The organism is Gracilibacillus phocaeensis, from assembly GCF_900626275.1.
In the GTDB taxonomy this organism is placed as follows: Bacteria; Bacillota; Bacilli; order Bacillales; family Amphibacillaceae; genus Gracilibacillus; species Gracilibacillus timonensis.
Genome location: NZ_LR131145.1, coordinates 503,698 through 530,684 on the forward strand (window position 1 = coordinate 503,698; position 26,987 = coordinate 530,684).

General features: G+C 35.6%; 24 protein-coding genes. 8 read left to right on the plus strand and 16 right to left on the minus strand.

The features are described from left to right. Nucleotides 1-4: 4 nt before the first annotated feature. Nucleotides 5-802, minus strand: coding sequence for an ABC transporter ATP-binding protein (locus E0E32_RS18515; RefSeq protein ID WP_130860437.1), 798 nt, complete (start codon nt 800-802; stop codon nt 5-7). Further along, on the minus strand, nt 778-1,371 hold the full coding sequence (locus E0E32_RS18520) for an ABC transporter permease (RefSeq protein WP_130860438.1): 594 nt from the start codon (nt 1,369-1,371) through the stop codon (nt 778-780). Before E0E32_RS18520 ends, E0E32_RS18515 begins: the two co-directional genes overlap by 25 nt. Nucleotides 1,372-1,514: 143 nt before the next feature. Between E0E32_RS18520 and istA the strand changes: the two genes are divergently transcribed. Together istA and istB are read left to right on the plus strand one after the other, a co-directional pair. Further along, nucleotides 1,515-3,017, plus strand: a complete 1,503-nt coding sequence (gene istA, locus E0E32_RS18525; protein WP_130859134.1) for an IS21 family transposase — start codon at nt 1,515-1,517, stop codon at nt 3,015-3,017. Then, the gene (istB, locus tag E0E32_RS18530; RefSeq protein WP_130859135.1) at nt 3,014-3,733 is read left to right on the plus strand and encodes an IS21-like element helper ATPase IstB; all 720 of its coding nucleotides are present in this window, start codon (nt 3,014-3,016) and stop codon (nt 3,731-3,733) included. Before istA ends, istB begins: the two co-directional genes overlap by 4 nt. On the opposite strand, the gene E0E32_RS18535 is transcribed toward istB, so the two are convergent. The 12 genes from E0E32_RS18535 to E0E32_RS18590 all read right to left on the minus strand — a co-directional run bounded on the left by E0E32_RS18535 (nt 3,734) and on the right by E0E32_RS18590 (nt 19,052). Further along, nucleotides 3,734-4,033, minus strand: coding sequence for a hypothetical protein (locus E0E32_RS18535; protein ID WP_130860439.1), 300 nt, complete (start codon nt 4,031-4,033; stop codon nt 3,734-3,736). A gap of 329 nt (nt 4,034-4,362) precedes the next feature. After that, the gene (locus E0E32_RS18540; RefSeq protein WP_130860440.1) at nt 4,363-5,670 is read right to left on the minus strand and encodes a sulfatase family protein; all 1,308 of its coding nucleotides are present in this window, start codon (nt 5,668-5,670) and stop codon (nt 4,363-4,365) included. Nucleotides 5,671-5,757: 87 nt separating this feature from the next. Then, a complete protein-coding gene (locus E0E32_RS18545; protein WP_130860441.1) occupies nt 5,758-9,099 on the minus strand; it encodes a glycoside hydrolase family 31 protein in 3,342 nt (1,113 codons plus the stop codon). 118 nt (nt 9,100-9,217) lie between these two features. Continuing rightward, nucleotides 9,218-10,492: an ABC transporter substrate-binding protein gene (locus tag E0E32_RS18550; protein ID WP_434059226.1), complete on the minus strand. Its 1,275-nt coding sequence runs from the start codon at nt 10,490-10,492 to the stop codon at nt 9,218-9,220. A 29-nt stretch (nt 10,493-10,521) separates the two neighbouring features. Then, the gene (locus tag E0E32_RS18555) at nt 10,522-11,355 is read right to left on the minus strand and encodes a carbohydrate ABC transporter permease (RefSeq protein ID WP_130860442.1); all 834 of its coding nucleotides are present in this window, start codon (nt 11,353-11,355) and stop codon (nt 10,522-10,524) included. Nucleotides 11,356-11,358: 3 nt separating this feature from the next. Continuing rightward, nucleotides 11,359-12,234 carry a carbohydrate ABC transporter permease gene (locus E0E32_RS18560; RefSeq protein ID WP_130860443.1) on the minus strand — a complete coding sequence of 292 codons (876 nt, stop codon included), beginning with the start codon at nt 12,232-12,234 and terminating at the stop codon, nt 11,359-11,361. 22 nt (nt 12,235-12,256) lie between these two features. After that, nucleotides 12,257-13,474, minus strand: a complete 1,218-nt coding sequence (locus tag E0E32_RS18565; protein ID WP_130860444.1) for an ROK family protein — start codon at nt 13,472-13,474, stop codon at nt 12,257-12,259. 220 nt (nt 13,475-13,694) lie between these two features. Then, the gene (locus E0E32_RS18570; RefSeq protein ID WP_130860445.1) at nt 13,695-15,047 is read right to left on the minus strand and encodes a M24 family metallopeptidase; all 1,353 of its coding nucleotides are present in this window, start codon (nt 15,045-15,047) and stop codon (nt 13,695-13,697) included. A 25-nt stretch (nt 15,048-15,072) separates the two neighbouring features. Then, the gene (locus E0E32_RS18575) at nt 15,073-16,194 is read right to left on the minus strand and encodes an ABC transporter substrate-binding protein (protein WP_130860446.1); all 1,122 of its coding nucleotides are present in this window, start codon (nt 16,192-16,194) and stop codon (nt 15,073-15,075) included. Between the two features lie 18 nt (nt 16,195-16,212). Then, entirely contained in the window at nt 16,213-16,998 is a 786-nt protein-coding gene (locus E0E32_RS18580; protein WP_130860447.1) for an ABC transporter permease, read from the minus strand. A 16-nt stretch (nt 16,999-17,014) separates the two neighbouring features. Further along, a complete protein-coding gene (locus E0E32_RS18585) occupies nt 17,015-17,821 on the minus strand; it encodes an ABC transporter ATP-binding protein (RefSeq protein ID WP_207302301.1) in 807 nt (268 codons plus the stop codon). Then, nucleotides 17,784-19,052 carry a metal-dependent hydrolase family protein gene (locus E0E32_RS18590; protein ID WP_130860448.1) on the minus strand — a complete coding sequence of 423 codons (1,269 nt, stop codon included), beginning with the start codon at nt 19,050-19,052 and terminating at the stop codon, nt 17,784-17,786. The genes E0E32_RS18585 and E0E32_RS18590 overlap by 38 nt, the downstream gene beginning before the upstream one ends. 303 nt (nt 19,053-19,355) lie before the next feature. Between E0E32_RS18590 and E0E32_RS18595 the strand changes: the two genes are divergently transcribed. The 3 genes from E0E32_RS18595 (at nt 19,356) to E0E32_RS18605 (ending at nt 20,988) form a co-directional block, all read left to right on the plus strand. Continuing rightward, nucleotides 19,356-19,574, plus strand: coding sequence for a helix-turn-helix domain-containing protein (locus E0E32_RS18595; RefSeq protein ID WP_066190816.1), 219 nt, complete (start codon nt 19,356-19,358; stop codon nt 19,572-19,574). A 585-nt stretch (nt 19,575-20,159) separates the two neighbouring features. Beyond that, nucleotides 20,160-20,555: a helix-turn-helix domain-containing protein gene (locus E0E32_RS18600; RefSeq protein ID WP_130860449.1), complete on the plus strand. Its 396-nt coding sequence runs from the start codon at nt 20,160-20,162 to the stop codon at nt 20,553-20,555. A gap of 52 nt (nt 20,556-20,607) precedes the next feature. Further along, nucleotides 20,608-20,988, plus strand: coding sequence for a helix-turn-helix domain-containing protein (locus E0E32_RS18605; protein ID WP_130860450.1), 381 nt, complete (start codon nt 20,608-20,610; stop codon nt 20,986-20,988). A 112-nt stretch (nt 20,989-21,100) separates the two neighbouring features. Here E0E32_RS18605 and E0E32_RS18610 read toward each other — a convergent pair whose 3' ends face one another. Together E0E32_RS18610 and E0E32_RS18615 are read right to left on the minus strand one after the other, a co-directional pair. Next, nucleotides 21,101-21,964 (minus strand): peptidoglycan-binding protein, encoded by an 864-nt coding sequence (locus tag E0E32_RS18610; RefSeq protein WP_130860451.1) that lies wholly within the window; start codon nt 21,962-21,964, stop codon nt 21,101-21,103. Nucleotide 21,965: 1 nt separating this feature from the next. Then, nucleotides 21,966-22,466 (minus strand): sigma-70 family RNA polymerase sigma factor, encoded by a 501-nt coding sequence (locus E0E32_RS18615; protein WP_130860452.1) that lies wholly within the window; start codon nt 22,464-22,466, stop codon nt 21,966-21,968. A gap of 218 nt (nt 22,467-22,684) precedes the next feature. Between E0E32_RS18615 and E0E32_RS18620 the strand changes: the two genes are divergently transcribed. From E0E32_RS18620 to E0E32_RS18630, 3 genes are all read left to right on the plus strand, one after another. Beyond that, nucleotides 22,685-23,128, plus strand: coding sequence for a competence protein ComK (locus tag E0E32_RS18620; protein WP_165445080.1), 444 nt, complete (start codon nt 22,685-22,687; stop codon nt 23,126-23,128). A 260-nt stretch (nt 23,129-23,388) separates the two neighbouring features. Beyond that, on the plus strand, nt 23,389-24,651 hold the full coding sequence (locus E0E32_RS18625; RefSeq protein WP_130860454.1) for a TRM11 family methyltransferase: 1,263 nt from the start codon (nt 23,389-23,391) through the stop codon (nt 24,649-24,651). Between the two features lies 1 nt (nt 24,652). Further along, on the plus strand, nt 24,653-26,962 hold the full coding sequence (locus tag E0E32_RS18630) for an ATP-binding protein (RefSeq protein WP_207302302.1): 2,310 nt from the start codon (nt 24,653-24,655) through the stop codon (nt 26,960-26,962). Nucleotides 26,963-26,987 lie beyond the last annotated feature (25 nt).

Here is a 26,987-nt window from a genome sequence, read left to right on the forward strand (position 1 = left end):
TAGATTATTTTCTCACTGCTAAATATTCTTTGTATACTTGACTCCAAATATGATTTTTTATATCCATAAAATCTTGAGAAATCTTTGTTTCCTGATTGCGGGGGTATGGTATATTCACATCAACAATTTCCTTTATTCTTCCTGGCCTAGCACTCATAATCATCACTTTTTGTCCTAATACAATGGCTTCATCTACATCGTGTGTAATAAAAAAGCATGTTTTCTTCTCTTTATCCCATGTTTCCAATAATTCCTCTTGCAATTGCGTTCTTGTCTGAGCATCTAAAGCTCCAAATGGTTCATCCATCAATAACACAGAAGGGTTTGCAGCGTATGCTCGTGCAATAGCTACTCGTTGTTTCATTCCTCCTGATAATTCTTTCGGATAATGATTAATAAAGTCTTCCAAATCTACCATTTTGATATATTTCAATGCTAATTGTTCTATTTCAGCCTTGCTTTTTTGTTTGCTTTGTATCTTACACGCAAATTCAACATTCCCTTTTACTGTTAACCATGGAAAAAGTGCATATTGTTGAAACACAACACCTCTTTCTTGTCCTGTACCTTCTATGTGTTTTCCATCACACAATACTTGCCCACTTGTCGGCTTTTCTAATCCCGCAATAATATTTAATAATGTAGATTTACCACATCCTGATGGTCCTACTACAGCGATAAATTCATTTTCCATAATATCTAAATTAATTCCATTTAAAGCGACTACCTCACCATTTCGAGAATCAAATGTTTTGATTACATCTTGCATACTAACCTTTACCCTTCTCTCTTCTCTTGCCATCCAGTTAACCTCCGTTCTAATAATTTAATGCATTTTTCAAAAATCAATCCGATAATACCAATGATAATGATATACATTAACATGGGCGAAGACTCAAATGTGTTATTTAACGCTCGTATACGCATTCCTAAACCATCTGAAGCACCTGTAGATTCTGCAGCAATTAAGGAGGTTAAACCAATTGCGGTTCCTAATCGAATTGCTGTCAAAATAAATGGTAATGAAGCTGGAGCAATGACTTTTAAAAAAATGTCTCGATCTCTGGCACCTAATACCCTTGCTGCCTTTATAAGTGTAGGATCAATATTTTTTACACCTTGATAAATTGTAATAGACATGGTTAAAAAAGTAGCAATGGTAATAACAATGATTTGTGGTGTTTTTCCAACACCAGCAGAAATTACCACTAATGGAACATACGCTAAAGGAGGGATATTACGAATAAATTGAATCCAAGGTTCTAAAATATATTGAACTGGTCGATACCATGCCATCAAGATTGCTACTGGTAAAGATAAGATGAAACCAATACCAAAACCAGATAGAACAGACGTTAAACTACTTGCAATTGTTTATGGCAAACTAATTATGTAGGGATTGGCATTTAATTTATGCAGGGCCCTGCATAAATTAAATGGCCACTTGCCAACCTCTCCAAATAACTTTAAACTCCTCGTTGGACCAACAACGTTTAACAGGAGGATATTAGGAGATGTTAGCAGTGGCACAAGTTGATTATATCAGACATGAAGTAAATCAAAAAGGTGAAACATACGCCAGTGTGGGGAGACGGATGGGAATTGACCCCCGCACAGTAACTAAGTATGCCAATCAAGAGGAATTCACGAAGAAAGAAAAGCAACAACGTAAATCACCAGTCATGGATCCCGTGAAGCCAATTTTGGATAAATGGATCAAGGAAGATTTAAAAAAGAAAAGGAAGTATCATAGAACAGCAAAAAGAATGTTTCAGGAACTAGAGAAATTCCATAGTTTCAAAGGATCCTACCGTACTGTTCGCAACTATGTTTCAGAACGTAAACGAGAATTAAAAGAGAATATGGAGAGCGCAGCATTGCCTCTTGAGTCAATTCCGGGTACGGCACAAGTTGACTTTGGGACAGCACCATTTAAGTACCATACCGAAGTGATTGATCTTCCTTATCTGGTAATATCCTTTCCAAACAGTAATACTTTTTACTTTCAGGTTTTTCCTTCGGAAAATACAGAGTGTTTACTGGAAGGGTTACAACGCATGTTCCAGCATATGGGAGGGGTTCCCAAAACGATTCGATTTGATAATTTATCACCAGCAGTAAAGAAAGTTCGGGCAAAAGGAGAGCGTGAGTTAACGGAGACCTTTGATAGATTTGTTCTGCATTATGGTTTTACATACGAGTTTTGTAACCCTGGTAAAGGTAATGAAAAAGGTCATGTTGAAGCAATGGTTAAATATGTGAGAAATAACTTTTTATTACCAGAGAATACAATTTTAGAACTGGATCCATTCAATGAAACACTCTGGGAAATGGCAGAGCAGGACCGCGATCGTTTGCATTATGAGAAAGGTATCCTTCAATCAGAACTATTTAAGGAGGATCAAGAAAATTGGCTTCTCTTACCTGAGAAAAGATTTGAATGCGCACGATATGAGGAGATAAAATCAGACAAATACGGATTCATTTCAATAGACAAGAAGCAATACTCTACTTCTCCTCGATTCGCCAAACAGAACGTGCGTGTATGCATCACATATAACGATATAACCATCTTGGAGGAGAATAATGAGGTTATCGTAAAACATCCAAGATTATATGGCATAAAGAGAAAATCAATGGTGTGGCAGCCTTATTTGAATCTACTATCGAAACGCCCTAGGGCAATTAAGTATTCAGGGATTTATGAGCAGTTCCCGCCAATTTGGACAGAATACCTACTTGATTGTACGGAGGAAGAACAAAAGAGTGCCTTGCGGTTATTGGGAGGGCTTTTAAAGAATGATGACTTTTCATTGTTGAATGAGGCTTTACAATTGGCCTCTACACATGGCCACCCAGATACTGATCAAATTAAGCATTGTTTCTATTCATTACTTAACCAAAACGATGCCCATACCGCCATTACACCAAAGGTGTCTATACCTAATGTGCCAAATGCGACAAGAGGGTTATCCCATTATGATTCCTTCTTCCAGAAGGGAGGGATCAGTCAATGAATGATCAAATAGAAGCTTACGCCAAACGTTTAAAGCTGAGTTGGATTAGAGAGAACTACAGCAATGTAGAGGCTGATAGTGATCAGGAATACCTCCTGAAGTTATTTGAGAATGAAGTACAGAACCGTGAGGAAAGGAAAATAAACTTACTACTAAAGCAAGCTGGACTACCCAAGACAGGTAGCAACCCTTACCAGTGGGAGCATATTCAAATTCCACAGGGCATTGACCGAGCGGGAGTTTTGAACGGAGACTTCATTAGTGAAAAGGAAAACCTTATTTTGTATGGCGGGGTTGGGACTGGGAAAACCTATTTGGCATCGTTAATCAGCTTAAATGCCATACATAGGTTTGGCAGTCGGGTCAGATTTTACACTGTGGCATCCTTGGTGAATAAATTAATCGACGCTAATCAGCAGGGAAACCTTACGAAACTAATGAAACAGATTGAGAAGCTGGATTTATTAGTATTGGATGAACTTGGCTATATTCCCCTCAATAAGGAGGGGGCAGAGCTTTTATTTCAAGTCATCTCTATGTGTTACGAAAATAAAAGTATTATCATCACAACTAACCTGCAGTTTGGCCAATGGAATCATGTTTTTGGCGACCCAATACTGACAGAGGCGGTTATCGACCGATTGATTCATCACTCGCATTTATTGCTTTTTACCGGAGACAGTTTCCGTTACAAAGAATCTTTATTACATGAGTAATTAGAGGTGGCAAGTGGCATACAAATTTAAATGCCATTTCATACATTTTTTACTTGCCAAATACATTGCAATATCTCTCCAAAAAACCCCTCTATTTATCATGGTACTAATCGATTCTGTTGTAACTATTATGTTTGGAAAACTTCTAGATGTTACAGGTATAAAAGATAATATCGTCCAAAATATAATGGCAACTATTAACGAAATCGCAACCCAACCCTTACTCGAAATTTTATCTACCCACCCCCTTGTGTTAATACCTGATTTTTTTTCCGTATTTACTGTTGTCTGTACTCCCATCTATATAACCACCTTGCATCATTTATTATAATTTCATGTTATCTTACGAAAGCGATTACTTGTAGTATGAAATTTTTTACACCCTTTTATTATTTGGGACAGAATGAACCCTAAATATGAATTAAAAACATTCTAATACGAAATAGAAGGAAGTAATGAGGAATGCAAGTCAAAGTACAATAACCTCCCCAAAACACTGATCAGGTCACTGTTTGGGGAGGCTTCATGTATTAAGAGTTTAAATTTAGTCTTTTGTATATTTAGTTCAAATCACAACCAGTTTTTTTCAATGTCAGGAACGGACTTTCCCTGCAAAAAATCCCACTCTCTCAAAACTCAAATAATTCCCCTTTTCTCTCCATCTCCCATTCTTCCGCCTCAAACCCAGGCACTTTACCTTCTAACAGCGGATCTTGTGTCTGCTTCATCCAATTATCCACTTTCTCCCTTAACTGATTGACAACCGCTTCATAATCTGGATCTTCTATCAGATTGTCTTTTTCCAATGGATCCTTCTTCAGGTCATATAACTCCTCTTTTGCATTAGGTACATAGAATTCTTCTCTAACCGCTTGTCCTGCTTTACTTTGATGTATGTCTAACGGTAAATAAACCTTAGGACCATCTTCAAAATTCCGGATATACTTATACTCCTTCGTTCGAATACCTCGCATTGGGTGATAGCGGTCATGCCATGTTTGTTCACAGAAAAAACTATCCCTTTCCTTGTACTTCTCTTCTTTTAGTAAGGATAAAAAACTAGAACCATCTATATGTTCTGGAATATCTGCTCCTGCCAATTCTAATAAAGTAGGCATTAAGTCAATATTACATAATAATTCGTTGATCTCCCTTCCCTGTTTCAATGTTCCATCTGGAAATTTCATCATTAACGCCGTTTCTAAACCTGCATCAAACAATGTGCCTTTAGCCCGTGGAAAAGGAATGCCATGATCTGTAGTGTAGATAAGCACGGTATTTTTATCAAGACCGGTCTTCCGCATTTTCGTCATGATATCTCCAACCGCTCGATCCAATGATTTTACGGAGCCATGGAAATGAGCCAGATCATTTAAGACTCCTTCTGCAGCAGGTAAGTAATCAAGCGGCTCCACTGATCCAAGCGGATCTGGCTCAAAATGGTCAACCGGTAAATGCGTTTCTTCAAACCCTACCGAGGCAAAAAATGGTTTATCATTACCTTCTTCGGTCTGTTTCTCTAAAAATGATTCTAATTTAACCGTGACTTCTTTTGCTGCATTTCCATGAACTTCCGTTATATGCTGATAGCCTAAATGACGCCCAGGCTTTCCCCCATCTATCGCTTCATGAGAGAATCCAAATAACCAAGTTTCATAGTTCACTCTTTGTAACGCAGATGGAATGGTGGTAACTTCCTTTGTCATCGAATGTCCCATGTGAGCAAGCCCCATCATGCCATGATTATGACTGTACATCCCAGTTAAAATACTTCCCCTGCTTGGGCTGCATTGAGGCTGGGAACAATAATATTGATTAAATTGAATACCTTGTTCAGCCAATGCTTTTAAGTTTGGCGTTTCAATATGCTGACCGTAATTCTCCATGTATCTTCCCGTATCGTGTGATATAACCATAATGATATTGGGTTTCTTCATTAAAATAAAACCTCCTGTTATTCTTTAACCGCACAGTTTAAAAAATTGCAATATTGCAAACCTGTTCACACCCATACCACTTAGATATTAAACTCTTTTAATAATTCTTAATTCTTTATCAGTTCCAATCAGTTCAAATTCAATGTCTTTAATTGGATTCGTTACTTCTACATTAATATAGTCTGATTTTTCATACACTAATATATCCATTTTATTATCTAAATGATCAGTTAATGTTTGGGAAAAGTCTGAATCATAATAAATTTTGCATAACGGCATTTGGAAACCATCTAGTTTGTTTCCGACAGATGAACCAAGTTGTTTTGTTTCTCCTATATTAAAAAGAAGTATACTATTGTTTTTCACAAATACAGGGATCTCGTCTACATTTGCTGTCACCTTAAATAATTTGGGCCCTTTGATTGTTTCATTAGACCAGAGATTTGTCCATGCCCCCTCTGGCAAGTACACTTGACGAAGTATTTCTCCTTCTTCAATTATGGGTGCTACTAATAAATAATCGCCAAACATATATTGATCATAAATCGAATAAACTCTCGGATCATTCTCATAATCAAGCATTAATGCTCGCATCATTGGAATTCCAGAAGTACTGGATTTTTGTGCTTCTTGATATAAATATGGCATCATATTCATTCTGATATTAGCAAAAAAACGGTATACATCAATTACTTCTGATACTCCAGTTCGTTCCGCTATATTCCATGGCGTACGATCCTGATTAAATTCCGCCTTGCTTTCTGCATGATACTGCATAATTGGGCAAAAAGCCGCCATTGCAGAAGATCGCATAAATAATTCTGATGTTGGAATATCACCATTGAATCCAGCTAAATCCCATCCCCAAAAAGTAATACCGCTTAATCCTGAATTTATACCTGCAATTAAAGATCTTTTAAACGCATCAAACGTCGATCTCTCATCACCAGCCCAATGTGCTGGAAAGTTTTGAGCACCTATATATCCCGCGCGACTAAATGTAATACCTTCATTTCGTTGAGCAAACTGATAATATGCTTCTATATAATCATTTGGATATTTATTACGCATTTCACTACCCGTAGAACCGTTAGCAAAAACTAAATTTTTACCAAATACAAATTCACCGCCATCCGTTTTAAAACCGTCTACTCCTATATCTAATAAGTACTGTCTTTTGGCAAACCACCATTGTTTTGCCTCTTCATTGGTAAAATCCATGATTAAACTGTTAGTAAACCAATTTTCTGGAATTCTATAAGGACTTCCATCTACATTTTCAACTACATAACCGTTATTTATCATATATTCTTCATCTTGATCTTTTAACGGATGTTTTTGTTTATTCAAATACTTTTGAATAGGAATTTGCCAAAGTATCAATTTTAAATCTTGCTCATGTAAATCATATACCATTTGCTGCGGATCTGGCCATCTTCCCCATTTTGGAAAATGCATTTCATTATATTGATGAACATATCCTGGTGTTTTTAATGGATATTCTGCATCATTAAACATGTAATAGGTTGCTTCATCACTCCATTGTTCTAACACTATTACTGTGGCTGGAATATTGTATTTATTGGTTAACTTAACTTCTTTCTCAACAATAGATTGCCTATCCCAATTATTACTAGACATCCATGGGCCTAAAGCCCAGGAAGGAAGCATCTTTGGTTTTCCAGTAACCTCCATATATTTTTGTATTTGTTTTTTTAAATTACCAATGAACAAATGGATACTTATTTCTTCCGTTATATTGGTAAAGTCAATTAGCATAGAGTGTTTATCATATAATTCGGATCCTAAATCAAAAGATGTGTAAGCATTAGTATTTACAAAACAACCATAAGATTGATTAGTTAGATAGAACGGGATCGGCATATACGTTTTCGTTTGCTGATCTCGATACTGGTTATATACATAACAGTCGATGACATTTCCTTTTTGGTTCGTCGAATTATATCTTTCGCCAAATCCAAAAAATGATTCTGAATTAGGAGAATACCAATTTACTTTAACATCCCTTATTACTCTTTCAGTATCTAAGGAATACTCCATAAAAGGCAGTAATGGATGTGAAGCGATAATACTATTGTCTCCATTAGTTATTTTAATTTTCCCATGTTCACTAGCAATCTCTATACGATTCAACTTATACTCTAAATGAATATTTTCATATTTTCTATTAGAGGAATTATAAGTTTTAATTGCTGGTAATAATTTAATCTCCGCGCCTAAATCGTTTAAACATAACTCAAAAGTGAATACATGATTATCTTGGTCAGATTCACATATTAACTTATCCCCTAATTTTTCCACTACATAAAATGAATCGATAACATATTGGTTTACCATTTTCAAAGGATAATTTTTAGAAAATACAATATCACCATTATGGGTTTTTGCGGAAAAATAATAATAGTAATCAGTGAAGCTAGGCAACTTCTGTACCCAGCATTTATATAGATCATTCTTTTTCTTCATAGGATAAGTTTTTTCCCAATCATCAGAAACCTTACTGATATGAACATTTACTTCCTGTACTTCTTCTATATTCACTTCGCAAATCATAATTATAGGGTCATCTAAGCTAGGATAATGAGGTGTTCGTTCAGTGGGTTTCTTTTGATATACATTCTCATTTCCAAATGGCTCATGAAGAAATATCTCTTTTTCTTTCGAATTTGATTTTTCGAAATGTTCATATATCTTTGTTAACACTTCTGATAAATCGTTCTTTGGTAGTAATAACGCCTTTTCATAGTATTTTTTAGCAATTTCTTTTTCTGATTTTTCCAAATGGTAAAGCGCCATTAGAATCGTAGCCTCTGCAGTTGCATCAGATGATCCTGTATAAGTAACAAAACCTGTTTCTCGAGATAATTCTGATGTCATTTTATTAGTAGCTTCTACTATAACTAAATCTTCTGGAGAGAACAAACCAAAAGGCAATACAGCTAATGTTTGATCAACTGATACTCTTCTGGATTGATTACCATTTAAAACAAGCCCTCCACTTAATAAGTGTTCAAATACATAATCACGAATTTTAGTCATCACTCTCTGAACTTTTGAATGTTCGCCAGTGTTTTTACTTTCTAACAAAGCAGCATACGCCATGGACAAATTCGTCAGAAAAACATCTTTACTGCTTAATGCAAGCACATTTTCATGTTCTTTGTCCCAATTATCTTCTATATAGGTTATGTAATTTTCAATATCTATGTTCTCTATATCATCACTTAATGAACCATAATTTTTTTCTCTCTGATACAGCCATAACCAAGTCGCAATATTGTAAAAAGAATCTTCTATTAATGTTGGTCGCGATTCCTGTAGTAATAAATTAATTTCATGCTTTGATCCATTCTTAAGTTGCAATAAATATATATATAATAATGATGAGAATGATTGGCAAGATTTCATTTTGTAGCATAACTCCTTTTTCATCTAATATATGGTGAAGTTAATTTCACCTTTATAAAAAATACTTTTTTAAAGGAAAGGATATATGCACCTAAGTGACCATATATCCTTTGTTTTGTTAATTTAAAATATTGTTATACTCATTTTCTAAAATTTCTAATACTTCCTTCGGTGTTTGTTCTCCAAACAATGCTTTTTCAAGTTCCTCATCTGTTACATCACTAATTCTACTCCAATTTTCAACAACTGGGGGCATTACAAGTGTATCTAGTGCATCAAATACTGCTTGTCTATTCTCTGGAGATGTCTGCTCTAGATAAGGAGCTAACACTTCCTCGTCCGATATAGCAGGAAGTTCCCAAGAAGAATCCAGGCGAATGTTTGCTACTTCTTCACTTGCGCTCATAAATGCTGCAAATTTGTAAGCAGCCTCTTGCTTATCAGAATCAGCTGAAACCGCCAAGCCATTTGCAAAGAAATGATGGGCTTTCTGAGTATTACCAGCTTCCAATTCTACATCCCATTCAAAAGGCGCATCTGCAAATGTGCCAAACATCCAAATTCCTGTATGAAGAATAGCAAGTTGACCATTTACGAATAGATCTTCAGGCAATTGTCCCGACATATCAGCTGGAGATGGAGTAACATCATACTCTGTTACTTTATCCACCATATATGCTAGTGCTTCTTCATTTTCTTCTGAGTTGATAGCTACAGATCCGTCATCATTGAAGATTTCCCCGCCGTTTTGAGCAGCAACTTTATAAAATTCATTCATAGTAGTCGGCGAATAAGTTCCCCATACATTTTCGTTTGGATTGGTTAACTTCTTAGCTGCTTCTAACTCATCTTTCCACGTCCAATCAGCAGTAGGATAATCTACTCCAGCTTCATCAAACAAATCTTTGTTATAAAATGTAAGCACGTTAGAAAAACTTTCTACCATCCCATACTGCTTCCCATCATATTGATAGGCTTCAAACGCTTGTTGATTTAACTGACTTGGGTCAAATGCATTATCTTCTCCTATAAATGATGTTAAGTCTGCTAAAGTACCTCTAGACGCATATTGAACAAAGTTTTCATAATTTAATTCAAATACATCAGGTGCATTTCCACCAGCTATTTGTGTTTGTAACTTTGTAAAATAATCATCATATGCTGCTAACTCCTTGTCTACAGTAATGTCTGGATTTTCTTCTTCAAAAGCCTCTATAATTTGATCTAGTTCTTCCTCATACTCTGGTGATGCAGAAAAGCTATAATAACTAATTTCTACTTCTCCTGCTTGATCATTACTAGACGCTTGTTCTCCTTCATCTGATGATGAGCATGCTATCAATGATAGAAACAAAAACATGAACAAAAATAATAATCCTATTCTTTTTTTAATCATCTTAACCTCTCCTCTTTTAATATGTTTTATTCTTTCATTCCACTCATAGTCATTCCTTGTATAAAGTACTTTTGAGCAAAAAGATAAACGATTAGTATAGGAACAACACTTATAACCACTCCTGACATCATAAGACCCCAGTCAGTACTCCAACGACCTTGTAATAAAGATAACCCCAATGGAAGTGTTGCTAATTCATTAGAACTAATTACGATTAATGGCCATAAAAAATTATTCCAAGACTGCATAAACGAAAATATACCTAGTGTTGCTATCATTGGTTTTAGCAATGGCATACATACATGCCAAAAAACTCTCAAATGATTTGCTCCATCCATAAAGGCCGCTTCTTCTAATTCCCTTGGAATTGATAGCATCGCTTGTCTCATTAGGAAAGTACCAAACACACCAAACATGGTAGGTATAATTAAACCTTGATAAGAATCTAACCACCCTAACTCCCTAATTAAAATAAATTGTGGTATCATGGTAACTTGTGTCGGCACCATCATTGTAGCTAAATAGAGTAAGAATAATTTGTCTCTGCCTTTAAAGTGCATACGACCAAAAGCATACCCTGCCATCGAACTAAAAATAATCTGACCTATCGTAGTTAAAAATGCCACAACCAATGAATTCCACAAAAATTTCATCATTGGAAACTTTTCGATTACTTCTTGATAATTTGATAATGTCACGTTCTTTGGAATAAACTCTGGAGGAAACACCATAACTGCCCCATCCCCTTTTAAAGAGGTAGAAATCATCCAAAGAAAAGGACCTAGCATGATAAGTGCTCCAGTTACTAATAAGAAATAAAATAATAGTTTTTTGAATAACCCTTTTTTCTTAGATTTCATAAGTTAATTTGCCCCCTTATCTTGAAATTTCATCTGAATCCATGTGAAGATAAAGATGACTATAAATAAGGCCCAACTCATTGCTGACGCATAACCCATTTCATAGTATTTAAAGGCGTAGTTGTAAATATTTTGAACCATTACCGTAGTAGAACCGCTCGGTCCACCTTCAGTCATAATCATCACTTGATCAAACACCTGAAATGAATTGATTAAAGAAATAACGGTTACAAAAAAAGTTGTTGGTCCTAATAAAGGAATAGTAATTCTTAAAAGCATTCTAAATTTACCAGCACCATCTATGGAAGCTGCCTCATAATAAGAAGGAGATATGTTCTGTAACCCTCCCAAAAATAACACCATAACAAAGCCTATATCTTTCCACGCACTTGCAATGATAATACCAATCATCGCAGTTGATGGATCGTGAAGCCATTGTGGCCCCTCAATTCCAATTAAGGATAGAAAATAATTTATCAAACCATAATTAGGGTTATACAGCCATTTCCAAACTAATGATACAGCTACCCAGCTTGTTACTACCGGAAGAAAGTAAGAGGCTCTAAAAAAAGCCCTTAATTTCATTTGTTTATTTAACAACAAGGCACAAGCGAGCCCAAACACCATTACTAAAGGCAAATATCCAAAAATAAATAAAAAAGTATTTCGAAAAGCTCTCCAAAATTCAGGATCTTGTACCATGCGAATATAATTATCAAATCCAGCAAAGTTTATTGTTCCTAGTAAATCCCACTGTGTAAAACTCAGCCCCAATGAGGAAATAATAGGAAAACCAATAAATAAAAGAAAACCTAGTAAATTAGGTAGCAAAAAAACTATTAACCAAAGATATGTATTTCTTTTTTTCATTCCGACCATGAGATATAAACTCCTTCCTTTTTCACTTTGAGACTCGCTCTTTTTCATATATGGGTTCTTGAAAAATTTGGTCAATTGCCAAGAGGGCCCCGCCAATTAGCCATGAGGTATCATCTAAATTAGATTTAACAATCTTAGTTTCAATTTCCACTTTAGAAAAGAAATTACTATTCGCAATATGTTTCACATCATTGAAAAATAAATCACTATAGCGCATTCCTTCACCAGCTAATATAATTTGTTCTGGATTAAAGGTATTAATTAAATTTCTTAACCCATGTCCTAGATAATTACTCATTTCTTTAAAAAGTTGGATTGCTAAACGATCGTCTTCCATTGCTTTTTGTGCCACTTCATCAAACGAGAAGTTTTTTAATTTTGAATCAGGAAAATCAGACAATAACGTATTTCCTTTGTTTTTAAAGTAAAATTCAGAAGCATACATTTCGATACATCCTTTTTGACCACAGTGACATTGATAGCCATCAACTACTAATGTCGTATGACCAAATTCTCCAGCCCCTCCAACAGTGCCATAATATATTTTTCTATCTATAACTACTGACAAACCAATTCCAGCACCTATTGAAACTACTAGAAAATTAGTATAGCCTTTGCCTGAACCATTCCAAAGCTCTGCAAGAGTATAACCATTTATGTTATTATCCACATATACACGAACTGCTTCAAACCGTTCTTTCACCATTTTTGTGATAGGTACGTTCTTCCAACCCAACATTGAGGATCGAATAATGATGCCATGTTTACGATTCACCAGCCCTGAAGAAAGAATACCAATTCCTAAAAGTTTCTTCTGGTTAATCCCGTTATTTTCAAGCAAGCTATTTATTTTTTTCTCAATTATTCCAACAATCGTTTCAGGCAAAATTTTTTTTTCAAAATTAACAGAACCTGAATCAATAATTTCCGCTTCCATGTTTGTTAAAGCAAACAATAGTTGATGTTCTTCAATTTTCACACTAGCGGTATAGCCATATTCTTTGTTGAATTCTAAAAGCTTCGCCCGTCTTCCTCCTGTTGACGATGATTCTCCAATTTCGACTACATAACCTACATTCATTAAGTCTTCAATGATATATTTTAATGTTGAAGCGCCTAAGTTATATTCATTTGATATATCCGAACGTCTGATTGGATGTCTCTTCCTAATCATATTTAGCACCTTAAAACGATTTATTTCTTTAATCAGTTCTTTACTACCATTTCTTAAAGTTTTCAAACTGAACACTCCATTACATAACTTTATTTTTTCATTGAATGAAATAAGTTATTTATATAATACTTGAATTATAAAAAAAATTCAAGAACCTTTTTTGAAAACTTTTTTTTGATTTCTTACTTCTTTTTTTCTGATCCGTCTATTTCTCATTTCTAACTTAATAACGACTCAACAAAAGTGTTAAGTCGTTATTTATCATATTTATTTAATTAAACACCCTTTACACCACCACCAAAACCTTATCCGGTGTTAACCAAAACGGACTAAAGTATGCGCAGTTATTAGATAATGGCAGTAAATCATCATGGATTAGAATGCCAATTTCCTCTCTAATAAACTGTTGCCTTCTTTGAATGCGCTCCCATAAAGAAGGATACTTTTGTTTGATTTCTGCACGCAACTCCTCGTCCGCGAAGAATACACTGTCCTCACAATTCAAGCCAATGCCATCTGGCAAAGGAGTTGGGATAATATCACACTGGAAAGCCATACCAGAGGCAATTTTCTCTTTTGAACCAGGCTTCATAATGGTATTCATCCATTCATCTGTACTTACTTGATGTCCTGGGTTTAAAGCTGACTTCAACCCTGCTTGATCAAGGATAGAGACTATCTCATTCCAAATTTCTCCACCCGTTGCACCAATAGTTGCCTTTTGATACCAAGCAGCAATTGCTTTAAAATAAGGCTTCGCTAAATCATTTAAATACTTATCATTTTGCTTATCGATAACCCCTGCTCGACAGCTTAATCCTCCCCAGTAACCAACTCCTGTTGTGACTCCATCACCAAACTCGATTGCTTTGGAGGAAGGACTAGATAAGCCAATAATTTTTTCCTTGTCGGCTGAAAACATCACGTGAGCAGTTAATATTTCTCCTGCAAATTGCATATTGGATACAGCTTCATGTTCTGTCATACCAACTTCTACGTTTCGCACTATTTGATCGACTGCATTAGAAGATCGGGCAGCTCCCCATTCAAAGTACGCTAGATTCTCTGCTTCATTATAAACACGCATACCTTTCGTAGGATGCAATAGTAATTCTGTTACATCGACTAATACTGTATTCACAAGATTTTGCAGACAATCAACTATGAAAGCCGGGATAAATAGATTTGAAGATGACGGAATCTTTTCATTTTCCTCGAAATACTTCCAACCACAAACTCCTACTTTATCCGCAGCTGTCATACCAATATCTTTTAAGATATGATCCAATCGTGGCGCTTGCGTACGATCTTGTCCCAACAGCCCAAAGGATTGGTACAACACTACCTCGGCGTTTATTTTATTTACAGGTGCGTAATCTACACATTCATTTCCTAATAATAAATATTTCTTTTGGTTCGGACCTAATAATAGTAAAGCTTCTTCAAACCTTGGATCAAAGGCAGATAAATAATGAATATTGGCGAAATGTTCTCGATCTGCATAAACTACAAGCCAATCACATCCTGCCTTAGTGTAAAATTCGCGACATCTCGTCTCATAGATTTCTGATGGTACATCTGGTAATACCTCTTCTAAACCAAATTCAGGTAGATTCACTTCTTTTAACTCTATTTGCATATGTTTGTCTCCCTTTCTATTAATTTTATTCTGATAGTAACTCGACCGTATAATGCAATGATTCTAAATTCGTGATACTTCCTTCCTCTACTCTTCCTTCCGCTTCCATAATACCTACAACTCGTTCAAAACGATCTCGCCAATAAAAATCACCATTTTCATCTAGGACTTCGTTTTGATAAAACTCTTTGCTGCTTGGAAAATACTCCATGTTATTCCAAACATCCTTTAGTTCTTCCACCGTTATCTCTGTACCAACATCCTTCATACGCTCTACAATAATTGGAAAGGCCTCATTCGGATTTTCCTCAATATAGTGAAAGGTCTTAAAAATGGCCTGAAGAAAACGCAGTGATAAATCATGATTATTTTCTACCCATGATTGGTGGGCGGCAAAGCCATTATGAGAAATGGTATATGGTAACGTAGTCTGGTCAATTAAAGTAGCATATCCCTCTTTTTGCACAGCTAAACGTTGTGGAATACCGCTAATCATGACATCAATAGATTCAGATAATAATGCTGGTGGCAAATCTTCTTGCGACATATCAATAATTTCATAATCATCTGACTCTAATCCAACATAATCTAACATGGATATGAAACTGGTGTATTCGCTTACACTTGTGTTTAATCCAATCCTCATTCCTTTCACTTGCTCTAAAGTCTCTCGCATCGCTTCCTCTTGATCTAGCCCTTCCTCAAGGAATTGATCATACGTCTGCCAATCGTACCTATCATCATCGTACATGAGCCCTGCACCTGCAAAATAGAATATCGGAAAAGCAAGCGTCGTTTCTACTCCATTAGAATTCTGTAACACTACATCGGAATCACCTGCTGTAGCAACATCTACTTGCTCCCCTACTAATAAATCATTTCCTCCTGCCCAATCTGTTTCTTGAATCTCAAGCTCAATACCTTCTTCTTCAAAAAATCCCTGCTCTATGCCCACATGAATCGAATAAACATCCTGGAAAGGACTTAATGCTACACTAATTGTTTCTAACTCATCTGATTGTTTCCCTCCATTCTCTGTCGTCGCTTGTCCACCTGTATCGTCATTATTAGCTTCACTCCCACATGCTGCTAATATAATTAACAAAATTGGCACCATTAACATTTCCACTATTTTCATTTTATTCATTACATGCTCTCCTCCCTCTTAAGCTCTTTCCGTCCAGCGTGTAATATAATTTAAAGACTTTCGAATCGCAGCATCTACTAATGCAGATAACAACCCAAACATGACGACTCCAAGAAATATCACATCGGTGTTAAACATCTTACGAGCCTGCAATATTCGATACCCCATTCCAGCCTGAGCTCCCATAAACTCTGCTGCCACTACCAATGTAAATGAAATCGCAATACACACCCGAATAGGTCCTATTAACGATGGGATAATACTAGGCAAAATAATTTTTCGGAAAATATTTGCCTTATTTGCCCCAAGCGTTTGCCCTGCCTTCACGTAAATAGGTGGAACATTACGAATGGATTCTATCGTATTAATCACGATAATAAAGAAAACGCCTAGTGTTACTAAAAGAAATTTGCCCAATTCACCGATTCCAAACCACATTAAGAAGAAAGGAATCATCGCAATGACTGGAACGGGGCGCCCACTTTCAATTAATGGGTTGAGAAAGTAATAAATCTTCTCGCTGAAACAAACCAGCACTCCTACAACTATCCCTAAGACAACACCTGTCACTAACCCCGTCACCACACGAAACATCGTATAAAGTACATCATTTCCTATTAATGCACTTGTCGATAAAGCTGCCTCAAAAACCATACTTGGTGATGGAAAAATCACTGGTCGAACGAGTCCCAAACCATCCTCTGTCACCGTAAACCAGGCAATGAATACTAGCAATACAGACAAAATACTTAAATAACCACCTTGAGAAAATACTAACCTCTTATCTTCTAGCTTTTTTGACACTGCTTACACCTGCTTTCTATGCTTCTTGTTTTAAAATGGCTCGAATTTGTTTTCGGTATTCGATAAAGGAAGGAGAAGTTTTAATAGATAAATCTCGATCTTTTGCAAAATCAGGTGTGTATACAGAGTGAATTTTACCTGGTCTAGGTGTCATCACTACTACTCGATCACCTAAATACAGCGCCTCTTCTAAATCATGCGTAATAAAAATGATCGTTCGTGGTGCTTTCAACCACAACTTCCTCAGTTCTTCTTGTAAGTATTCCTTCGTCATAATATCTAAAGGCCCAAATGGTTCATCTAACAATAATACTTTTGGGTTAGCGGCATAAGCGCGAGCGATATCGACTCTTTTTTTCATACCGCCTGAAAGTTGTTTTGGCCAGGCATGACGAAAATCTGTTAAGCCTACTAGATCCATATAGTATTCTGCTTTTTGCTTAATCTCCTGTTTTGATTTATTTTGCATGGCCAGACTAAAGCCAATGTTATCTTCCACCGTCATCCAAGGAAAGACAGCGTCATCTTGAAACACTACCGCTCGTTCTGGACTTGGTTTATTTATGACCTTTCCTTCTACTTCTATCTTTCCTGATGTTGGGTGCAGCATACCAGCAATTGCATTCAGCAGTGTCGTTTTTCCACACCCTGATGGCCCCATGACACAAAGAAATTCATTTTTTTCCACCTCTAAATTCACTTCATGCAATGCTTTAACCGTTTTCATTTTCGTATGAAATTCAAGGGAAACATCCTCTAGTGAAATCAGTGTTTCCAAGCTTTCTTCAAGATTGTGATTCGTTATCGCTTGAATAGATTGCACGCTTATTCCCCCTATCTTTTTTAACTACTTCACCATCTTTCATCACAAAATCAACAAACTGTAACCTTGAAATATCTTCGATGGGATCTCCTTCCACAGCAATAATATCCGCATATTTTCCTTTTTCAATGGTTCCTACCTTATCTCCTAAACCAATCACATCAGCAGCTAATTTCGTTCCTGCTACAATGGCCTGCTCAGGTGTCATACCCAGTTCTACAACCAACTCCCATTCCTTCGCCGCTTGATCTTGCGGATGCGTAGGATAACCAATTAAATCCGTTCCTAACACAAAATGAACGCCTGCTTCCAATCCTTTACAAAAACTTTCTTTCATGGCTTGATAATGTTTGGTGAATAACTCCTTTTCTTGTTGCGAATAATGAAAAGGCTCAAAAGCTTGCTCATGGAAATACAATTGAGACATGGTGGTAACAACAGGGATTTGCGTTTCTACTAATCGCATTCTAGTCTCTTGACTGATAGCGTATCCGTGTTCAATAACATCTACATTTCCATCTATCGCTAAGTTCACTGCGTCTTCTCCAATACAATGTGCACTTACCTTCACGTGATTAAAATGCGCTTCCTCCGTTATAGCCTTTGTCTCCTCCAAACTATATGCTGGTAAGTTTGTATAAGGATCATCTCCCCATGAGACATTCAGGTCACCTAAAGCTCCTTTGGATAATCCTATCTTTATCACATCTGCTCCTTGGCTGATTCGTTGTCTCACTCGTTTTCGTACTTCTTCTTTTCCATCAGCAAATTCATGCGCCGGTGTAATATCATCCCACGTCCCACTAGTGGAAATAATAAAATTTCCAGCTGCCACCATTCGCGGACCGGGAATCAATCCTTCATTAATAGCTCTCCGTATGGTTGGTGTGACATTAGAACCAAGGCATCTTGCCGCTGTAATCCCTGCCTGCAACATCTTTCCTGCTTCTTCCGCTCCTCGAATCGCTCGATATTCTGTAGATTCGGTATGCATTTTATATAATTCATGACTAGGTATGGCAAAGAAATGCATATGCGCATCTACTAATCCCGGAAGGACTGTTTTATCTCCTAAATCAATGATTTCTGCATGATCTGGTATATGGACACTTGTTAATGTTCCGATTTCGATAATGGTATGATCTTGAATGACGATTGCCATATATTCTTTTTTTGGGGCTCCCGTCCCATCTATAAGTCCTTTTGTCTTAATTACTTTGTGAACAGTCATGCTTATTACCCCCTTTTCTTCTACTGAGTCGCTTTGTTGTGTCACGTTTTTGAATAAACACCTCCATCACTATTCTCTTCAGAGCATTCATTTCAATCGGTATGCCGTTTTCAAAGAATAATCATAGAGATTGCTTCTCTTTCTTCCATTTGATAGGAAATGGTTACTACATCACATCTTCCTTTCTAAGGTCTGATTATGTATGCGTCTATCCTCCTTTTCTTGGTACGTAATTACGTACCACTAATGAAAATAGTATATGATATATTTCCCTTAAAGTCAAACCCATTTTAAAGGTGACCTATGGATAAATATATCGAAGTAAAAATCAATGACCTGATCGATCAACATAATATTTCTTTACGAGAGTTATCACGCTTAACTGATATTCGTCATGCTGCTCTTAGCGAACTGGCCAACCGCAAACGTCAGAATATTAACTTTGGTCATATTATCAGAATCGCCGAAGCTTTTGACATATCAGATATTCGCGAGATTATTGATTTGAAGGATAAGGAATAAGTCGATTAGCAAAAAACTCTATCGGCTTGTTCTTGATGTTATATAACCCCTATACATTACTCCATTCTTTGATCCCAACAGTTAATCAGATATTTGTGCTAATATTTGACTTATTGGATCCTTTACCGACGGACTATCCTCCCCATCTATTCTTTTAAAAATAAAATAGATGAACTATAGATAATGAACACTCATCGTATCACTAAGAACTCTATTTTTTTTAATTCAGCGACGCCTTCATTGTGATCACCATTTCCTTACTTTATTTCACACATCACACGCTTCTATCTAATGTATTTCTAACATTCCTTACTTATATGCCCCCCCCCTTTTTCCCGATATTTAGCCTGTTTGAATCCATTGTTAATTTCACTTCAGCTGCCCTTACATGTTTAATTACTTCATCCTTAGAAGTACTCATCCAGCTTTTAGATAAACAGACTCTTTTAGTTTTAAACACACAATTCGTGTGTTTGTAGTCCATCATAACCAATTGAATTACAATTGTCAACACGATTTGTTTGTTTTTATAAAATAACACTCACTTTGTGTTATTTTTTACCCAACTGAGAAGAGGTGTTGACTATGCAAGGTTTTGGATTACGTCTAGAAAACCTAAGAGATAAACATGGCTATACTAAAAGGGAATTAAGTATCATGCTTGGCTTTACAGAAAATGTTTACGGATCTTATGAGAGGGGAACTAGAAGACCTTCGCTAGAAACAATGATTAAACTATCAGATATCTATCATGTTTCACTCGATTACCTTTTACGCGGCGAAGCATTCCATTCCAATAATCAAGAGCAGGCAAATGAAGAAATCTTACGTGAGGTTATCCAAGTCTTTACCGAAAAGGAAATTAGTAATCCTTATATTCTTCAACCTGACAAATGGGCTATATTAAATAACCAAGAGATTCAAACACTGGAAAGTCATTTTGAATGGATGGTCGATAATGCGAAATCGAGAGAAAGATGAACTAAGTTTCGTCTGCAAATACCTGTCGAGGAATCACATCAGAGGTGCATAGATGGAAACATTAGCTAAAAGATTAAAACAAGCGAGAAAATCGACTGGACTATCGCAAGAACAAGCTGGTGACGTAGTAGGTTTAGCCAACGGTACTATATCTGGATATGAAAGGAACTATAGAGATCCTGATACACAGACTTTATTTGAACTTGCTGAGTTATATGAGGTATCGATTGATTGGTTATTAGGGAGAGATTCATTCCAACAGGAAAATGCAGACCTTACTACCGAAATGAACAAACGATTGAAGCAATATGGTTTGACGCAATCAAGTTTACTAGATATAGAACGATGGAAAAGAATGGGCGAGAAAGAATGGAAAGAGCTTGAGCATTACTTTAAATATATTACGGATACGGCACAGCATGGGGATGATTGAGTTCATTAAGACCAAAGAACAATTAAATTAACATCGAAGCATAATGAAAACGAGATGAAAATAATTCCATCTCGTTTTTCGCATCTATGATATTTTCACCTGCTATTGCTCTTCATTTAAACAACTCCCGAAATGTCGCCACACCAGCCAAACCATCCACTTTCAAACCACTCTCCCGCTGAAAACTCCGCAAAGCAGTCACTGTCTTCTCCCCCAATATTCCATCCATACCTTGAGGATCAAACCCGCTACAATAAAGCAGCGCCTGCAAAATCCATGTTAGGTTCCCTTTGGCACCAGGATGTAAGGTAACAGAAGCAGCACTGGTCTTCGATCCCCACACACCATCTACGACAAGGTTTGCACCAAATTGCTTGTTCAATTCCGTTTGATAAGCTTTCAGCAGCGCCTGTTTCGTCTCCGGACCAAACAAATCATCTACTTTCAGCGAAAACCCATAGCGGCTCACCAGTGTGGATTGAATGTCCGCAATAGGACCTTTCTTACTGGCAGCACTTCCACCCAAATTAGGCTTCGCTCCATTTTGCAGTTGTGCCAAGCTTAATCCGTCTGTCATTTGCAGATGAGGATAATCCTTAAAGGTCTGCCAGTCGCCACCCCATTCAAAACCAAGTGATTTCGCGATCGCTGCGACACGCCGCCAATCGCTGTTAACTTGCCATAACGCCTTCTTACCATCTGGACTCAACAACACATAATCCACGGCCAGTCCATAATTATGATAGGATTGACCACCCTTGGCATTGGTAACGATCTTACCCGGTTTGGTCCTCCCTTGCGCATACAATTCATTTTGTCGGGCATGACTGCGGTATCCCTCAGTGATTCGTACAAAAATTCCTTCTGCATACGCCCGGCGAATCGTCTCTAACGCCTGACCCCTCACCATAGGATGTGTGCGACTTCCCATTTTTTCCTTCGCCTGCTTGAGCAATGTTTGTAATGATAAATTCATGTTATCGTCCTCCTTCGATTACAGCTTCCTGCCAGAGCTGCTGCAGTTTCGGTCGTGCATTCTTGCCCCAATTCTTGACAGCATTCTCACTGACTTGGTGCTCCTCGGCAATATCCTTGACGGAGCGATCTTGACAAATATAGCCGACAAACCACCACCATTGCTTTTCAGATAAACGTCGGCGGGCCTCCCTAAGTAGCGCCTGATCCAATGGCTCATCATCTTGCGTCGTCACGTCTGCCATGGTTGTTTGCTGCTGCCAATTTTCCAGCTGCTCCCGCTCCCGGTTTTCTTTTTTCATCTTATTGATCAGCCGACGGGACACACAGCTATAGGCATAGGTGGAAAATTTGGATTTGGTTTCGTCATAACTTTGGACGGCATGCCAGAGAGCAATTAGTCCTTCCTGATAAAACTCCCCTTCCACATCCCGAATCTGGTACTTGTGAATCAAGTGGTGAATGATACGTCCATGTTCTATTAATGCTTCTTCATATTGCATGTTGCCTAGCTCCTGAAGATAAGCGCTTATCGATTATTCCGCGGTGATTACAGCATAGATCATTCATGCAGCCTCCGCACATCGCCGTATTTCGTGGCACGCCCATGAAAACAAGATTTTCGGTTCAATTTTTTTGCTTTTGTTCCTTAGAAAATCAGAAAATAGACCTACCTGAAAGAAGTTTACATCTATTTTTTGAAACGGAGCGTGAAAGGAACATGACAAAGCGAAATTATCGAATTACCAAGGAAACATTGGCTATCAAACCAAAGTATGATATGGAGTATTCGACGACGATCATTGAACAAAATGGGCATGTTGACCGACAAGAGAAGCCACTGGATATTATCAAAGAGAATTGCCTGCATTATGGAGCAAGTTATCAAGGGAGAAAAGAGGCTGTGACCTATCGACTGGGCTATAAGCAAAAGGTACCTATTCCGATTAGCCCAGAGCGTGGGATCTATGCTTTTCCGACAAAATCAGCTACGGCAGAGGGGTGTTGTTGGTTGTTTTTGCATGCGATTATTGCGGTGGAAGTGGTGGATAATGAGGTGGTGGTTCGGTTGGTTAATGGGGAGCGGCTGGTTAGTGATGTGTCGAGGTATGTGTTGGAGGAGCAGATGAGGAAGGCTGGAGCTTGTAGAATGGTGTTGGGTTGAAACCCGTCGCACATGGAATAAGTCAATAGTGCTTGACAATCTCATTTTCTATAATATCTATAGATATTAAATCAGTATTAATTTAGTCAACCTATTTCTATCCTTAATCCTCATTTCTGCACCTTATACAATTCAATAGAATTACATAATATATTTTCGAAGTTATAATAAATAAGTTATGTATACACGAATTTGTAGTTAGGTAAATATACATATGTTATAATTAGAACTATGTATTTCTATGAGAAGAAGGTGATAGAGTGTCTATCAAAGAAAAATTGGAAGAAAAATCAATAGGGTATTGGGATTTTTCTAGTTCTAAAAGTAGTGGTATCCATAAAATTAGTTCTTATCCAGCAACAATGGTTCCTGATATGCAAAAAGAGTTAATTAAAACAATTATGGAAGAAGATAGATCTGTAAAGAATATGTTAGATCCTTTTCACGGTTCTGGAGTAACACTTGTAGAAGGCGCTAGCTTAGGTTTAATACCAAAAGGATTTGATATAAACCCAATGGCTCACCTTATTACTAAAGTGAAGTTACAAGGCGTTAACAAAAAAAGAGTGATAATATCAAATAAAAGAATAAAAAATATAATTTCAAATGAAAATCATCAATATGAAATTCATAATTTTAATAAGATAAATAAATGGTTTAGAAAAGATATGATCGCTACTTTAAGTAAAATAAGATCTGCTATTCAAACAGAAAAATATAAACATATACGCCAATACTATTGGGTATGTTTAATCAATATTATTAAGAAATATAGTAATACAAGAAGTTCTACCTTTAAACTACATATTAAAGAAGATCATGAGATTAATGCGTTTAAAAATAATGCAATAAATGATTTCTTTCATAATATCGATATTAATTACATGTATTTACCTGAATATTCAGAAAGCAGTGAATTCAAATTATCAATAGGTAACACTAGAGAATTGTTAACACATGAATTAAGAGAAAATGTTGATTTCATTTGTACTTCCCCTCCATATGGTGATAATGCTACAACCGTTACATACGGACAGTATTCAATGTTGCCGTTATATTGGATTGATAAACAGGATATAGGAAGATTTGACAATAGTTTATTAGATAATTATTCAAGTATAGATTCTGCCAGTTTGGGCGGATCTAAAAGTGGAACTTCAAAATTTAATTTTGAATCTACTATACTTAATCAATACTTAATTCATATAAATTTAAATAAGCAAAAGAAAATAAATAAATTTATTACTGATTATCTAGTAATTTTAAACCAGATGAAGGAGGTGTTAAAACCAAATAAGTATATGATTTTTACACTGGGTAATAGAAGAGTGGATAATCACATACTTCCTCTAACAGAAATTACCAAAGAATTTTTATTAGAGCACAATTTTATTTTAGAAATAGAATTGTCTAGAAATATTCCTTTGAAAAAAATGCCAAGAAAGGTCTCCAATGTAAATAATCAATCAGTAAATTCAATGAATACTGAGTATATATTAATTTTTAAAAAGGAGAGGAATTGATTTGGTTACAACAAAATCTAAAATATCTGTAAGTGGTAATATAATTAGTGAATTATCGGAGAAAATCCCCAATAATATCGTTGCTTTAAATGAATTAATAAAGAATGCCTATGATGCTGGTTCTTCTTCAGTCAACATTATTTTGGATTCTTCTAAGAATCTATTAATAATTCGTGATTATGGAACAGGAATGGATATTAAAGATATCAATAAACTCTTTCATATATCTGCAAGCGAAAAAAAGTACGGAAAAAAAGTCAAAGTAAACAACTTTGAAAGAATAGTACAAGGTTCTAAAGGGCTAGGTTTTTTATCAGTTTTTAAATTTGGTAAAGTAGTATGTTGGAGAACAACAAAAACTGAGACTCTAAAATTCGAAGTGAATTTTGATAATATAAAGTCAGAATATAATATTACTGATCACGTTTTAGATGTAACACATAATGAGTCAAAAGATAAGGAGCAAGGTACAGAGATTCGAATTAGCGTAGATGAGTATAATATGTCTTCTTTGAAAGATTATTTTTCAGACAAGAAAAATTTAAAAAAGGTTCTTAATTCTTTTATAAATGAATATGATGAGAAAGGTAAAACGATAATAAAAACTGATATACAATTCACCATCAACCTAACTATTGATGGAGCTAACTATTCTACAGATACAAATTTAGACCTGGAGGACATACATAAAGAAGCACAATTCTTAAGAATACAGTATAATTCTAAGGAGGAAATGATAAAATTTTTCTATAAAAAACATCTAGCTTACAGTAAAAAATTTGAATTCAATTCAACAAAATTCTCATTAAATTTAGATATTCAATCTTATATTTTAAAACCACGTGGAAAAGAGAATGTCAACTCGCTTTTTTATAATCCAAGTAATGAGGAGCTAACTCCCTTATTGTTTATAAATAATAATCTTTTTAATAATTATAGTATTTTTAATACTGGGGTAATGAAACCTATTAAAAATACACAAGTATTATCTCAAATGATTGGTTATGTCTCTGTAAAAAGTTCTGATGAACATGTTAGATTTAATTCTGATAGAACACAATTTGCTCAAAATGAACTAACAGATGAAATCGTTTCATTTATTGAAAAATTAAATAAAACGATTCAAAAAACTGGATCCAAAATAAAACAAGAACTTAAGGAAGAATTTCTTATTCGTAAAATTATTAATGCAGAAGAAATGAGGTTAACTTCTAATTTCAACCCTAAAAATTTTATAAAAAAAGGACTTATACTGTCAGACTTAATTAATATTGAATTAACTAAAGATAAGATAATTTATAAACTGTTTGATAACAGCAGCTTTATACAAATTATACCTAAACAAAAGAAAGAATCGAAAAACACATGGACTTATTATATAGGTCAAAATATTGACGATGTAATAGTTGAATTTAATAATATCATTAAAAATCCTCAATATATAAGTTTAGATTCTGAAAAAAAAGATTATTTTAATCAAAAAATACCTGGTGAGTGGACTATTAGAAACGAAGATGATAATCAAATAAATATAACAAATATCATTGTTTTACAGCCTGAACAGCCTAAAATTTCTGTTAAAATTCAAGATATCCAGTTACATCGCACTTATGGTTACGATGAACTGTTTTCAGTAGTAAATAGTTTTGGTAAAGAAGATCAAGGAATAAGATTTGACTTATTTACGGATAATCAACCTGATATAAATAATCAAAAAAGAGATGGAAAAATAAGCTTTGGTAAAGTTAAAGAAGTAACTATCAAAGTAAAAGTTACAGATAAAAAAACTAGTTTGTCTCATGAGATAGAAGCATACTTTAGAGTATTAGATCCTTCTAAAGAAATTAGTCACGATTATTCCCAAGAGACTTTTATCCGAATGCCCGTTTCTATAGCTAATCACCTACCTCAAGATATTAAAGCTTTTATTATAGAGCTTAACAAACTTTCTGAGGATGAACGTTATACTTATACATTTGTTTCCTCAGTTAGAACTCTTATAGAACTTTGTGTTATAGATATCTTAAACCTTAAAGAAAAAGAGAAGAAGGAGTCATTAGCTCAAAATTATAAACTAGTTTTAAATTTTTATGATAGTTTTATAGAACATATAACTGATAAACAAGAACAACAAGTTATAAGAAACATTTATAATTCTATTTCTTCAAATGAAGAAATAGATAGCTTCTTAGCATTTTTAAATTTAAGTACTCATGGAAGTAGCAGAATTATTCCTAAGAATGCAGTAAAAACTAAAACAAGGGAAATTGGAGCCTTACTTGAATTTTTGAATTTTCTTAATAAGAGCTAGTTAGTAGTCTAAATGAAATGATTGA

What these genes read in the sequence shown, in the direction of transcription:
- E0E32_RS18515 (WP_130860437.1), bottom strand. Translation starts at nt 802, where the DNA reads ATGGCAAGAGAAGAGAGAAGGGTAAAGGTTAGTATGCAAGATGTAATC.
- istA (WP_130859134.1), top strand. Translation starts at nt 1,515, where the DNA reads ATGTTAGCAGTGGCACAAGTTGATTATATCAGACATGAAGTAAATCAA.
- istB (WP_130859135.1), top strand. Translation starts at nt 3,014, where the DNA reads ATGAATGATCAAATAGAAGCTTACGCCAAACGTTTAAAGCTGAGTTGG.
- E0E32_RS18535 (WP_130860439.1), bottom strand. Translation starts at nt 4,033, where the DNA reads ATGGGAGTACAGACAACAGTAAATACGGAAAAAAAATCAGGTATTAAC.
- E0E32_RS18540 (WP_130860440.1), bottom strand. Translation starts at nt 5,670, where the DNA reads ATGAAGAAACCCAATATCATTATGGTTATATCACACGATACGGGAAGA.
- E0E32_RS18545 (WP_130860441.1), bottom strand. Translation starts at nt 9,099, where the DNA reads ATGAAATCTTGCCAATCATTCTCATCATTATTATATATATATTTATTG.
- E0E32_RS18555 (WP_130860442.1), bottom strand. Translation starts at nt 11,355, where the DNA reads ATGAAATCTAAGAAAAAAGGGTTATTCAAAAAACTATTATTTTATTTC.
- E0E32_RS18560 (WP_130860443.1), bottom strand. Translation starts at nt 12,234, where the DNA reads ATGGTCGGAATGAAAAAAAGAAATACATATCTTTGGTTAATAGTTTTT.
- E0E32_RS18570 (WP_130860445.1), bottom strand. Translation starts at nt 15,047, where the DNA reads ATGCAAATAGAGTTAAAAGAAGTGAATCTACCTGAATTTGGTTTAGAA.
- E0E32_RS18575 (WP_130860446.1), bottom strand. Translation starts at nt 16,194, where the DNA reads ATGAATAAAATGAAAATAGTGGAAATGTTAATGGTGCCAATTTTGTTA.
- E0E32_RS18590 (WP_130860448.1), bottom strand. Translation starts at nt 19,052, where the DNA reads ATGACTGTTCACAAAGTAATTAAGACAAAAGGACTTATAGATGGGACG.
- E0E32_RS18595 (WP_066190816.1), top strand. Translation starts at nt 19,356, where the DNA reads ATGGATAAATATATCGAAGTAAAAATCAATGACCTGATCGATCAACAT.
- E0E32_RS18600 (WP_130860449.1), top strand. Translation starts at nt 20,160, where the DNA reads ATGCAAGGTTTTGGATTACGTCTAGAAAACCTAAGAGATAAACATGGC.
- E0E32_RS18605 (WP_130860450.1), top strand. Translation starts at nt 20,608, where the DNA reads ATGGAAACATTAGCTAAAAGATTAAAACAAGCGAGAAAATCGACTGGA.
- E0E32_RS18610 (WP_130860451.1), bottom strand. Translation starts at nt 21,964, where the DNA reads ATGAATTTATCATTACAAACATTGCTCAAGCAGGCGAAGGAAAAAATG.
- E0E32_RS18615 (WP_130860452.1), bottom strand. Translation starts at nt 22,466, where the DNA reads ATGCAATATGAAGAAGCATTAATAGAACATGGACGTATCATTCACCAC.
- E0E32_RS18620 (WP_165445080.1), top strand. Translation starts at nt 22,685, where the DNA reads ATGACAAAGCGAAATTATCGAATTACCAAGGAAACATTGGCTATCAAA.